General features: G+C 43.1%; 10 protein-coding genes. 6 read left to right on the top strand and 4 right to left on the bottom strand.

From position 1 onward, the window contains the following. Positions 1-163: 163 nt before the first annotated feature. Positions 164-1,246: a hypothetical protein gene (locus tag E2P86_RS03955; RefSeq protein ID WP_134430921.1), complete on the bottom strand. Its 1,083-nt coding sequence runs from the start codon at positions 1,244-1,246 to the stop codon at positions 164-166. A gap of 135 nt (positions 1,247-1,381) precedes the next feature. Here E2P86_RS03955 and E2P86_RS03950 point away from each other — a divergent pair, with 135 nt between their 5' ends. From E2P86_RS03950 to purU, 3 genes are all read left to right on the top strand, one after another. Further along, entirely contained in the window at positions 1,382-1,885 is a 504-nt protein-coding gene (locus E2P86_RS03950; protein ID WP_085472024.1) for a cupin domain-containing protein, read from the top strand. A 100-nt stretch (positions 1,886-1,985) separates the two neighbouring features. After that, positions 1,986-3,845 carry a DNA topoisomerase IV subunit B gene (locus tag E2P86_RS03945; protein WP_085472025.1) on the top strand — a complete coding sequence of 620 codons (1,860 nt, stop codon included), beginning with the start codon at positions 1,986-1,988 and terminating at the stop codon, positions 3,843-3,845. A gap of 138 nt (positions 3,846-3,983) precedes the next feature. Further along, entirely contained in the window at positions 3,984-4,826 is an 843-nt protein-coding gene (gene purU / locus E2P86_RS03940) for a formyltetrahydrofolate deformylase (protein WP_085472026.1), read from the top strand. 1,078 nt (positions 4,827-5,904) lie between these two features. Here the strand turns inward: purU and recN are convergent. Next, the gene (recN, locus tag E2P86_RS03935; RefSeq protein ID WP_134430918.1) at positions 5,905-7,566 is read right to left on the bottom strand and encodes a DNA repair protein RecN; all 1,662 of its coding nucleotides are present in this window, start codon (positions 7,564-7,566) and stop codon (positions 5,905-5,907) included. Positions 7,567-7,575: 9 nt separating this feature from the next. After that, positions 7,576-8,469, bottom strand: coding sequence for a type IX secretion system protein PorD (porD, locus tag E2P86_RS03930; protein ID WP_234991112.1), 894 nt, complete (start codon positions 8,467-8,469; stop codon positions 7,576-7,578). A gap of 103 nt (positions 8,470-8,572) precedes the next feature. On the opposite strand from porD, the gene E2P86_RS03925 reads away from it, so the two are divergent. The 3 genes from E2P86_RS03925 to E2P86_RS03915 all read left to right on the top strand — a co-directional run bounded on the left by E2P86_RS03925 (position 8,573) and on the right by E2P86_RS03915 (position 11,387). Continuing rightward, a complete protein-coding gene (locus E2P86_RS03925) occupies positions 8,573-9,190 on the top strand; it encodes a SprT family zinc-dependent metalloprotease (RefSeq protein ID WP_085472028.1) in 618 nt (205 codons plus the stop codon). 69 nt (positions 9,191-9,259) lie between these two features. Next, positions 9,260-10,921 (top strand): M28 family metallopeptidase, encoded by a 1,662-nt coding sequence (locus tag E2P86_RS03920; RefSeq protein WP_134430912.1) that lies wholly within the window; start codon positions 9,260-9,262, stop codon positions 10,919-10,921. Positions 10,922-10,970: 49 nt separating this feature from the next. After that, a complete protein-coding gene (locus E2P86_RS03915; protein WP_085472486.1) occupies positions 10,971-11,387 on the top strand; it encodes a hypothetical protein in 417 nt (138 codons plus the stop codon). A 701-nt stretch (positions 11,388-12,088) separates the two neighbouring features. Here the strand turns inward: E2P86_RS03915 and E2P86_RS03910 are convergent. After that, on the bottom strand, positions 12,089-12,349 hold the full coding sequence (locus tag E2P86_RS03910; RefSeq protein ID WP_085472029.1) for a hypothetical protein: 261 nt from the start codon (positions 12,347-12,349) through the stop codon (positions 12,089-12,091). Between the last annotated feature and the right edge of the window lie 65 nt (positions 12,350-12,414).

Here is a 12,414-nt window from a genome sequence, read left to right as displayed (position 1 = left end):
GATTACCCTTCTTTTATTTTCACTAATGGAACAAAGATAAGAATATCTAATGTTTACTGTCTACCCAAAAGCGGTAAACGCCACTCTTTATGCACCACCGCCCCCGAAGGAACACGCGCCACATTTCAATTGTTGCTTGTCTCTGGATTGAAAGTAACGCTCACTATTGCGTAGGCAAATACTCCAAGGGAATCATAGGTATCCCCTTCGGAAAAAACAACCCATTAAAATCAAAGTAAAACAGCGTTCCGCTCTCGCTATGTCGCACTTGTAATAGCGCTTCTACATTATCCGTTGTACTGATGTATCGGAAATCATAGTGCGCAGGCCCCAAAACCAGCTTGTTCTTCTCTTTCGTATTTACAAGCACCATCCGACCTTCTTTGGGAATAAGACTAAAGGTATCGTTCAATTGGATTGACTTCGCCGCAGGCCGAATAACACGATTTCTTATCTGTGGAGGAGGCAGCATACTGCCGCGCAGCACCACCTCTCTTTGGAGCAAATTGGATATTTGCTCCGTACGATAAGATGCCATGCCTACCTTTTTAAAATCGAGATCATATACCGCAACAACATCATCCGACTCGTCGATACCATAGTGCTGCCCAAACGTGCGCTTAATAGCCGATTGTGTATCAAGCGCGAAACCAGTCAAGGTCATAGGAGTATCATTACCGACCTGAAATATCAAATCATAATTAGTGAAAGCCGGCAGGTTGCCTACCACAGAAAACCCTTCCTCAGCGACCAAAACATCATATGTTCCATCCTCTTTCAAGGCCCATACAAAATGCTTCCCTCCACTAACTTCATTCGACCAAGCTTGGTCATTTGGCTCTATAGCGACATACGCATGAGCCAACCGGGTCAATCCTTTGGACGCCGAATAGAGATAGGAATGGCCATCCTTTCGGAAATGAAAAAACGATTCCTTACCCAGGTATAACGTCCCAGATTCCGCATCAAAATCGCCATACTGATCCACACGACCACGGATCGCATCCATCACATAATCACCTTTAATTTGATAATCGTCTTTAATAATATAACTTCGGAAATCGCCAACCACATAGTAATTTCCTATCTGGCCAGGGTTACGGGTTATTCTTCCAGAAGATTCCATTAAGCCATTTTCTCCTTCATAGCGAAATGGCGCATATTTAGTTAATTGCTCTTGCGCGCCTGCCTCCACAACAAGCGTCAACGCCAATAATAGTCCTATCGTTTTTCCGATATTTTTCATGCCTAAAGATATTACTTTTTCCGAGCTTATACAGACCTCTATAGCCCAATAAACCATCTATGAACGGCTTTAAACGCTATACTTTTTTCCCTTTTTCACAAAAAACAACTAACTTCACCTCAAATACAATCAACCATGGCAGAGTACATAGACAAAGGCGAACTTTTTAAACAAATAGAAGCACAATTAACCGCGCAAGGCTTTACAATCGACAATGTAGACGAAACGAGACCTTGGGGTGGTTTTTTTGTAATTAATGAAGATCAAGCACAAAAGTTTGCTGATCAATATTTTGATGGACTGGATGTTCAAAATCTAAAGATTTCGGGTAAATTAAGTCCTAAGATTTTAATTGTAGGACCTAGCAAACGCTTGTCTTGGCAATACCACCACCGCAGAGCCGAAATTTGGCGTGTAACGCAAGGTGAGGTTGGTGTTGTAACAAGTTCTACCGACGAAGAAAACGAATTAAAAAGATTGAAAGAAGGTGAGTTCATCCGCTTAGCACAAGGAGAACGCCACCGTCTAATTGGCTTAGATTCCTATGGAGTTGTCGCTGAAATTTGGCAACATACCGACGAGCAGAATCCTTCAGACGAAAGCGATATCGTTCGTGTTCAAGACGATTTTGGTCGATAAATATCAACCTCTCTAAATCTTTAAGCATACTTCATGATTATTGAATCATGCGGTTTTTTTATATTTTTGTTAGCGACGATAAAAAAGTAGAGGAGACCTTATGACGACATATAACGAGGATAGCATACGTTCATTAGACTGGAAAGAGCACATTCGCTTACGCCCGGGGATGTATATCGGTAAGCTTGGCGATGGTTCAGCATACGATGATGGGATTTACGTTTTGCTAAAAGAGGTGGTGGACAACTCTATCGATGAGTTTGTGATGGGTGCCGGCAAAGCTATTGACATCACGGTACACGATAATAAAGTCTCTGTTCGCGATTACGGACGTGGTATTCCTATCGGGTCTGTTGTGGATGTTGTATCCAAAATTAATACAGGTGGTAAATACGACAGTAAAGCGTTCCAGAAATCCGTAGGCTTGAATGGTGTGGGTACAAAGGCTGTCAATGCACTCTCGAGTCAATTTGTGGTGCAATCCTACCGACAAGGTGTGACGCGTATTGCGCAGTTCAGCCAAGGAGAGCTCCAAAGCGATGAACAAAAGGAAACAACGCAGCGTAACGGTACGGCGACAAGTTTCTATCCGGATGATTCGATCTTCCGAAACTACAAGTTCCGGATGGAATTTGTGGAGAACATGATCTGGAACTATGTATTCCTTAATTCCGGATTGACCATAAATTTCAATGGTCAGAAATTTGTTTCCGAAAACGGGTTACGCGACTTATTGGAACGCAATATCGACACGGAGTCTATGCGCTATCCGATTATTCACCTCCGCGGGGAAGATATCGAAATTGCATTGACCCACGGACAGCAATATGGTGAGGAATATTACTCCTTTGTCAATGGACAGCATACGACGCAAGGAGGTACACACCAAGCCGCCTTCCGCGAAGCTGTGGTAAAGACCATCCGCGAGTTTTATAAGAAAGAATTTGATGCTTCCGATGTGCGCGCCTCGATCATCGGTGCTATTGCTATAAAAGTACAAGAACCGGTATTCGAATCGCAAACGAAAACAAAACTAGGCTCACAAAGCATCGGACCGGACGGACCTACTGTTCGGACATTTATCAACGACTTTCTAAAGAAAGCGCTAGATGATTTCTTGCATAAGAATCCGGATACTGCCGATGCTTTATTAAAACGTATCCTCCAATCGGAAAGGGAGCGTAAAGATATCGCAGGTATTAAGAAACTAGCAAATGAGCGTGCAAAGAAAGCATCGGTACACAACAGAAAACTGCGTGACTGTAAAACGCACTTTGGCGACAAGCACGAGCGGAACTTAGAAACGACACTCTTTATTACGGAGGGGGATTCGGCCAGTGGATCGATCACCAAGTCTAGAGATGTGTACACACAAGCTGTTTTTAGCTTAAAAGGAAAACCGTTGAACTCCTACGGGATGTCAAAGAAAATCGTATACGAAAATGAAGAGTTCAACCTCTTGCAGCATGCCTTAAACATTGAGGATGGGCTAGATGGTTTACGCTACAATAATATCGTAATTGCGACGGATGCCGATGTGGATGGTATGCATATTCGCTTACTACTGTTGACCTTTTTCCTTCAGTTTTTCCCGGACTTGGTCAAAGCAGGGCATGTTTCCATTTTGCAGACACCTTTGTTCCGCGTGCGCAATAAAAAGGAAACAATCTATTGTTATTCGGACGAAGAACGGAAAAGAGCTATTGCTAAGCTAGGTGGAAAGCCGGAGATTACCCGATTTAAAGGACTGGGAGAGATCTCTCCTTCTGAATTTGGGTTATTTATCGGTAAAGACATGCGTCTGGATCCGGTTATCCTTTCGAAGGAAAACAAGCTTTCACAATTGTTGGAATATTATATGGGCAAGAATACGCCTGAACGCCAAAAGCATATCGTTGGAAATTTACGCGTAGAAGTAGATTTAGAAGACGAGCTGGAAGCAGCACAAGCGGCTTCTTAATAAAGGAGCTATATATAGACCATGCTCCGCCACTGCGAGAAACGTAGTGGCGGGGCAGTCTAAAGATTTATCGAACGAAGATGATTGCCAGACTGTTGGCGCGAACCTTCGACTCGTGTCCTATCACTAAACCAAACCATGAACAACCAAACCTTAATCCTCATCCAATGTGCGGATGCAGTGGGCTTAGTTTCCAATATTGCACATGTAATTGCTAAACATCAGTTAAATATTGTCACCATGCGTGAGTTTGTGGATGAGGTAAATCAGAAGTTTTTCCTGCGTGTGGTTTGCTCGGGTGTTCCCCAAGAGATGGACGAATTAACACAAGAGCTGCAACAAGCGCTCCCTACCGGCGCTGCGGTAACCATTAATCCGGCGCAACAAAAAAAGCTGGTTGTGCTGGTCACCAAGGAGCACCATTGCTTAGCGGACATCTTGGTTCGCTATTATTTCCAGACCTTGAATGCAACGGTAGAAGCGGTTATCGGCAATTACGATACGTTGCAGGATTTCACGGAGAAATTTGCTATACCTTACCACTATATCTCGCACGAGGGAAAAACAAAAGAGCAATTTGAAGCCGAACTAGCAGCTCAGGTTTCAGCATACAGTCCGGATTATATTGTCTTGGCTAAGTTCATGCGGATTCTATCACCAACATTTGTCGCTCAGTTTGAAGGTAAACTGATTAACATCCATCACTCCTTCTTACCCGCCTTCATTGGCGCAAACCCCTATCGCCAAGCACATACCCGAGGCGTTAAAATAATTGGAGCCACGGCACATTTTGTTACCAACGACCTCGATGAGGGACCTATCATTGTGCAACGTACCAAATCTATCAACCACAGTCAAGATGTTCCACAACTGGTTACCGCCGGCAAAGAGATTGAAAAAGCGGTGTTGAGCCACGCTATTCACCTTCTGACCGAAGATCGCGTCATGCTACAGGGAAATAAAACGATTGTCTTTGAATAAAGGGATATAGCAACAATCACCTACGAACAGGGAGATGCCCTGCCGGCATAGAGGCATAAGAAATTCGTTACTGCGTAGATCTTTACTTTTTTCTTGATAAAAAAGTAACCAAAAAAGGGCTATTTTTTTGTTATCGCTTCTGTCTATCCTTAACCGACTTATGTCGCCTGAGGAATATTTGCAATCTGTAGAAACTTGCCAATGCACCAACCTTCCCTGCAAAAATTCCTAGCGACAAGCTTTTGCTTCCTTTTGGCTTCAAAAGGAAGATGCCCCTCCGGCATAGAGGAGTAGCTAGTAGTTGGTCGTATATAGTTCTTAGATGTCTCCAAAGTCGACATGACGATATCGCTTTGTAACGTCGGTAAAGCTTCTGGCTCCTCTTAACCGACTTATGTCTCAGGCTGGCGCGAGCCTGAATGCTTGACGAAAAGTTTTTACTTATTATTGGGGGATACGAGCCTAAGGCTCGCACCAGCGAAGGGCTATTTTTTTGTTATCGCTTCTACCTATCCTTAACCGCTATATGTCGCCTGAGGAATATTTGCAATCTGTAGAAACTTGCCCTTGCACCAGCCTTCCCTGCAAAAATTCCTAGCGACAAGCTTTTGCTTCCTTTTAGCTTCAAAAGGAAGATGCCCCTCCGGCATAGAGGAGTAGCTAGTAGTTGGTCGTATATAGTTCTTAGATGTCTCCAAAGTCGACATAACGATATCGCTTTGTAACGTCGGTAAAGCTTCTGGCTCCCCTTAACCGACTTATGTCTCAGGCTGGCGCGAGCCTGAATGCTTGACGAAAAGTTCTTACTTATTATTGGGGGATACGAGCCTAAGGCTCGCACCAGCGAAGGGCTATTTTTTTGTTATCGCTTCTACCTATCCTTAACCGCTATATGTCGCCTGAGGAATATTTGCAATCTGTAGAAACTTTCCCTTGCACCAACCTTCCCTGCAAAAATTCCTAGCGACGAGTTTTGGTTACTTTTTCGGCAAAAAGTAACATGCCCCTCCGGCATAGAGGAGGGTGAGATATCTCAAGGTGACAACAAAAAGAACACTTTTTAGAGAGATCCAAACTTTTAATCCTCAATAAGCTGCTTGGCATGTTCTAGAGCCGCAGCGCCCGGGTTTGCACCACTAAGCATCTGGGCCACTTCATATATCCGCTCAGACGGGTCTAAACGCACAATATTGGATTTAGTACGCTCCCCTTCATCTTGTTTGTAGACCTTGAAGTGTGCCTGTCCTTTGGACGCAATTTGCGGTAAATGCGTAATCGCCAATACCTGCATCCGCTCGGATAAGCGTTCCATAATCTCGCCGACCTTGAGTGCCACCTCGCCTGAAATACCGGTGTCGATCTCGTCAAATATAATAGTCGGTAACGCAGAACGTTGTGCGACCAAAGATTTAATAGCTAACATAACACGCGAAAGTTCACCGCCTGAAGCTACCTTATGGATGGGTTGTAACGCCTGTCCCTTATTGGCAGAAAATAGAAACTGAACCTCATCTGCTCCTTGGCTCTTAAACCGCTCGACCGCCAAGGGATGAAGCTCAATTTTAAGCTGTGCATTCGGCATTCCTACTTCCGATAAAACAGCTTCCACATGTGAAACCACGGTTGGAAGCACCGCTTCTCTGCTCGCATGCAGACGGGTTGCCAACTCCATGAGATTGGTCAAACTTTCCCGAACGATCTTTTCCTGCTTCGCCAACTCCTGCTCCTGATTTGCAGTCACCTCCAGTTTACGTGCTAAGCTATCTTGCAATTCTATCAAGGCCGATAGGTTCTCCACTCTATGCTTTTTCTGTAAGCTATAGAGGGTGCTTAAACGTTCGTTTACAAAGTCTAACCGTGCCTGATCCATACCGACCCCCTGCTCCATAAAACCAATCTCCTGTACGATGTCTTTTATTTCGATAAGGCTACTTTGAAGACGATTGGCCAGGTCATTCCCTGCCGGTAAAAATCGCTGTACATTTTGCAGTTGTTGTTGCGCATCTCGCAGATTCTGAACGACAGCCTGTTCTTGTTCATCCAAAAGATATACAGCAGACAATAGTCCACGCTTTATTTCTTCTGCATTTTCCAGCTGTCCCTGTTCCTCCTCCAACAACTCTTGCTCACCGGCCTGTAAATTTGCTTGCTCCAGTTCGTCGTGCAAAAATTGATTAAAATCCTGCTCCAGGCTAGCTGCCGCAATCTCTTCCTTCAGTTTTTTTAACGCCTGTTCATCACGTCTATACTGACCTAGACCTTCCGCATATCCTTGAAGGAGTTGTTGGTTCTTCGCCACACTATCCAGCACTAAAAGCTGAAAGCTTTCGGTATTGATCTGCAACGTTGCATGCTGCGAGTGGATATCAATCAACTGTTCACCCAGCAATTTTAAAACCTGCAATGTTACCGGTGAATCGTTGACAAAAGCACGGGATTTGCCATCCACGGCAATCTCCCGCCGAATAATCGTTTCGGCCTCATAATCGAGATCATGTTCGACGAAAAAATCCGCTAAGCCATAGCTTTCAATCTGAAAATATCCTTCTATTATACACTTCCGCTGTTCATCAAAAAAAGGTCGCCCCTCTACCCGATTACCTAAGATGAGCCCCAATGCACCCATAATAATCGACTTTCCAGCCCCCGTTTCACCCGTCAAAATATTCAATCCTTCGTGAAAGGCGATATCTAGATTTTCGATCAGTGCATAATTCTTTACTGATAACTTCCGCAGCATATAATATAGTTACTTCTTTAAAACTTCGTATTTTGTTGTATTCGTTGGATCGAGTTCCACCAATTTATTAAAAACCTTGATACCTTCATTACCAGGCAATTTACTAAACACACCTACAAACTCGTTGGACTTTGCAGCATACAACACAGAACTCCATACATTGCCGGTATTGTTGCGATCGACCTCTTTCAATTTATCCAAGAGTTCCACGATCGACATCCGTGCTTTAGTTTCGTCCTGTACCATCTTATCCAAACCATTGAGGTGATATTGATACGCAAAATCCCGATACGGCTGATATTTGCGATCCAGCAAATTGTTGATCAGCCAATAGCGGTTATCCAGAGACTCCATCGATTTCCATCCTTCCTCCGTATTGCCCTGTGCAGCATTCACGATAGTCCGCGCTGAAGTAAGGTATTGATTCCCCCCGTAAAGCTTAAATGTGTCTCCATCCATCCCTAAAATAACATTTGCGTAAAAAGCCAATAGAGAGGAAAGGCTACTAAAATTATTGTTTTCATTAAAATCTAGCTGCTCACCTTCCACATAAGAAAAGTTAAAATTACGATCGTGGTATGCTAAGACCGGACTGCTGTAGTTGGTTCCAAACACGGGGCGAAAAGAATAGATCTGTGCAGATGCCTTGTATGTCTTGGAACCATCCCACTGTGAAATAGTGATGACCATCGAGCAATCGATTCGTTCCTGTGGGGTAACCTGCTTGTTGGTCCACGACCGATTATTCACAAAGTCTTGTATCACCTTTTGGAGCAAATCCAAGGCACGTTTATTTGTATTCTGTACTTGAGGCGATTGTATTTCGACACGTGCATTAAGCTCCTGCCCTTGTACAATAAAGCCCAGCAAAAGCGACATAACCAACAAACTGATTTTTCTCATATCATACATGATTAACCTATCAAAGATAATTATTTAAGCGAGCAACAGAAAATTCAACACCATAATCTATCAGACAACAAAAAAAGTAATATGTTTGTATATCATGACCGACTTTTCAAAGCAACTGAGCAAGTATATGCCGGAGGCTGCTGCCCCGATTATCTCGACATGGATCAATGATACGCAATGCCAATTTAAGGTCACCCGCAGTAGACGCACCAAATTGGGTGACTACCGTGCTCCTTTTCGCGGAGAACCACATAAAATATCGGTCAACCACGACCTAAATCCATTTTCGTTTCTGGTTACGACCATCCACGAATTCGCACACCTGAAAACGTGGCAGCAATTTCAACATAAAGTCAAGCCACATGGACTGGAATGGAAAAATAACTTCCGGGCGTTAATGGCTCCTTTTATTCAAGCAGAGATGTTTCCCGAAGATGTCAGTCTCGCCATTGCAAACTATATGGATAATCCTGCCGCATCAAGCTGTACGGATCTGAACCTTTACCGAAGTCTCCGAAAATACGATGCCCAGGCGCAAGAAATCTTTACCATTGAGCACATTCCCGAAGGAAGCTTCTTTGGGATCAAAGGCGGGCGCGTTTTCCAAAAAAAAGAAAAGCTACGCAAACGCTACAAATGTTTGGAGGTAAGCTCCAACCGCATCTATCTCTTCCATCCTATTGCTGAAGTGTTTCCCATGGAACAACCCTAAGCGGGTGACCTTTGCACCGTAGTTTTCAAATTAAACTCGTATTTTTATCGCAAACCTTTAATGTTCGACATGAAGAAAACAATACTTTTTGGAGCGGCTCTAGCGGCTCTGACTACGGCATGCCATCTGGGAGAAAACAGCGCACACGATACCAGTTCGCTTGATTCCACTGCGCTCGCGGCCATTACCGAAGCTGCATATAAAAATTATGTGTTGCAATTATCTTCCGATGAATTTATGGGACGTAAGCCTTTTACGAAAGGAGATACACTTACCGTAAATTATATCGAAAAGCAATTCAAAGAGTTAGGCCTAAGCCCGGGCAATGGCGATTCCTACTTCCAAGAAGTACCTTTAGTCGAGATTAGCTCTAAACCAGTAAATCCCGTCCTTACATTTCAAGGAGCGAAAGGGACACTTTCCATCAACAACCTCGATGATTATGTGATCGGAAGTCGCCGTTTACAAGAACAAATCCAGATTGATCAATCGGATTTAGTTTTTGTTGGGTTCGGTATTGTTGCTCCCGAATACAACTGGAATGATTATGCAGGTTTAGATGTAAAGGGAAAAACCGTCGTGGCGATGGTAAGCGATCCCGGTCGTTATGATAAAACGCTCTTTAAAGCGGATACCATGACATACTACGGCCGTTGGAAGTATAAGTATGAAGAGGCGGCACGCCAAGGTGCGAAAGGGATTTTATTAATTCATGAAAAAGGTGCTGCCAGCTACGACTGGAACGTTGTCCGTTCAGGCTGGTCGGGTCCTCAGCTGGAGCTGATCACCGAAAATGATGGTGCTGATTTCGCTGCTTTTGAAGGTTGGATAAGCAACAGTACCGCTTCCAAGTTATTTGCATTAGCGGGACTTCCCAAAGATATACAAGAGCAGGCGAAAAAACCGGGCTTCAAAGCAGTACCAATGCCTGTAACGACATCTTTCGCGATCAAAAACACCTTTAGGAAATCTAAATCCAATAATGTCATCGCTAAAATCGAGGGATCAAAACGTCCAGATGAAACAATTATCTATACGGCACATTGGGATCATTTAGGGATTGGTGAAGCGGTAAACGGTGACTCCATCTACAACGGTGCTATCGACAATGCATCAGGCGTTGCTGCGCTATTTGAAGTGGCTAAAGCTTTTAAAGCTGCGAAAGTAAAGCCCGAACGAACCATTGTTTTTATGGCTGTTACTTCGGAAGAGGAAGGCCTTTTGGGCTCCGCTTACTATGCACAGCATCCTATTTTCCCACTCCAAAAAACAGTAGCGAATATCAATATGGACGCGTTCAGTCCACTCGGAGCGACCAAAGATGTATCTGTGGTCGGGATTGGACAAACGGAATTGGAAGACTATGTGCAGAAATCGGCAGCGAAATTTGGCCGGACGATGGCAGGCGAGCGCAACCCTACTTCAGGAGGTTTCTATCGTTCGGATCACTTCAACTTTGTGAAAGCGGGTGTACCGGGGTTATTTATGGGTAGTGGCAGCGAACTGATTGAGCAGGATAGTACCATCATCCGTAAAAGGGTGGCAGCACTGAGCGGACGCTATCACACTGTAGCGGACCAAGTGGATGAAAACTGGGATTTTGGTGGCATCTTGGCCGATGTGAAGTTGTTTTTTGATATCGGTTACACCTTAAGTCTCGAAAAGACCTTTCCAAACTTCAAAGCGAAGTCAGAATTTAAAGAATTAGGCGACAAAAGACTAGCAAAATAGTACCTTTGTTTTAGAGATAATGTATAATTAAAAACTTATGTTAACAGGAATGAAACACTTACACTCAACCCTGGCAATTATTTTATTGCTAGCCTTGGTGGTGGCGATCGTCATTACATTGATCAATTACTTTGGAAGTAAACCTTACAATCGGAAGATCGCTTTGTTAGGCTTGATTTCTGCTCACTTGCAACTGGTAATCGGTTTGGTACTTTATTTTACCTCTCCCCTTGGCCTCGAGGCTTTCTCTGGAGCAAACATGAAAAACAGCCTTTCTCGTTTGTATTTCTTGGAACACCCATTGATGATGATTTTAGCAATTGTCTTGATCACGATCGGTTACTCAAAAGCTAAACGTGCTAAAGAAGATTATCAAGCGAACAAAACAGTTATGATTTTTTATATCCTGGGATTGATCTTGGTATTATCAAGAATCCCTTGGAGCACTTGGTCGATTCTTGCGTAAGCGACAATCGTGCAAAACACATATAAAAAAAATCCCCGATCATCGTTTGATCGGGGATTTTTTTATATCACACCACGTCATTCCGAACGAGGTACGAAGAGGAATCTATGAATAATACCTTCTTATATTTGACATGGGGTAAATGAAAGTAAATTTTTTAGATGTCTCCTAACGTCGACATGACGATAAAATTTAAGAATGTCTTTCTTGTTATTTCTGCTCAGACATCTAGTTACTCTTACGATTATGCTTCATCGCTACGATCGCAGCGCTACGCCATTCCTACTATCACACCACGTCATTCCGAACGAGGTACTAAGAGGAATCTATGAATAATACCTTCTTATACTTGACATGGGGTAAATAAAAGTAAGGTTTTTAGATGTCTCCTAACGTCGACATGACGATAAAGTTTGAGAATGTCTTTCTTGTTATTTCTACTGAGGCATATAGTTACTATTACTATCATGCTTCATCGCTACGATCGCCGCGCTACGCCATTCCTACTATCACACCACGTCATTCCGAACGAGGTGCGAGGAGGAATCTATGAATAATACCTTTTATACTTGACATGGGGTAAATAAAAGTAAGGTTTTTAGATGTCTCCTAACGTCGACATGACGGCCTGAAAGAAAAATGTCACAAAAAAAGCCTTAAGAAAACTCTTAAGGCTTTTACATATTTTTAAAGACGTATGATTAGTCTCTGTTTTTTCCAAAACCTAAAATTCCGAAAACCACTTTAAATGCAATAACTGATGCTACGATCATCAAAACATTTGCAATTAAAGAGAACAAGAATGTCATCTGATTCAATGCAGGAATCACATCAGGTACAAATCTGATAAAAACACCTACCAAACCAATAACGATAGCAACAGTCAATGTTTGATAATACTCCGTACGATTCGCATTGTTATCTGTCTTTTTTGCGGGTCTTTGCGACGCTGTATTTGTCATATCCGTTTTTTCTTTAATTTACTGACTACAAATCTACAAAACATTACCCAATAGTCAGAAATAAA

The sequence above is a fragment of the Sphingobacterium psychroaquaticum genome, from assembly GCF_004421025.1.
GTDB classification, from domain to species: Bacteria; Bacteroidota; Bacteroidia; order Sphingobacteriales; family Sphingobacteriaceae; genus Sphingobacterium; species Sphingobacterium psychroaquaticum.
Note: the sequence above shows the minus strand (reverse complement) of the source record. Positions and strands in the feature narration are given on the sequence as shown.

What these genes read in the sequence shown, in the direction of transcription:
- E2P86_RS03955 (WP_134430921.1), bottom strand. Translation starts at nt 1,246, where the DNA reads ATGAAAAATATCGGAAAAACGATAGGACTATTATTGGCGTTGACGCTT.
- E2P86_RS03950 (WP_085472024.1), top strand. Translation starts at nt 1,382, where the DNA reads ATGGCAGAGTACATAGACAAAGGCGAACTTTTTAAACAAATAGAAGCA.
- E2P86_RS03945 (WP_085472025.1), top strand. Translation starts at nt 1,986, where the DNA reads ATGACGACATATAACGAGGATAGCATACGTTCATTAGACTGGAAAGAG.
- purU (WP_085472026.1), top strand. Translation starts at nt 3,984, where the DNA reads ATGAACAACCAAACCTTAATCCTCATCCAATGTGCGGATGCAGTGGGC.
- recN (WP_134430918.1), bottom strand. Translation starts at nt 7,566, where the DNA reads ATGCTGCGGAAGTTATCAGTAAAGAATTATGCACTGATCGAAAATCTA.
- porD (WP_234991112.1), bottom strand. Translation starts at nt 8,469, where the DNA reads ATGAGAAAAATCAGTTTGTTGGTTATGTCGCTTTTGCTGGGCTTTATT.
- E2P86_RS03925 (WP_085472028.1), top strand. Translation starts at nt 8,573, where the DNA reads ATGACCGACTTTTCAAAGCAACTGAGCAAGTATATGCCGGAGGCTGCT.
- E2P86_RS03920 (WP_134430912.1), top strand. Translation starts at nt 9,260, where the DNA reads ATGAAGAAAACAATACTTTTTGGAGCGGCTCTAGCGGCTCTGACTACG.
- E2P86_RS03915 (WP_085472486.1), top strand. Translation starts at nt 10,971, where the DNA reads ATGAAACACTTACACTCAACCCTGGCAATTATTTTATTGCTAGCCTTG.
- E2P86_RS03910 (WP_085472029.1), bottom strand. Translation starts at nt 12,349, where the DNA reads ATGACAAATACAGCGTCGCAAAGACCCGCAAAAAAGACAGATAACAAT.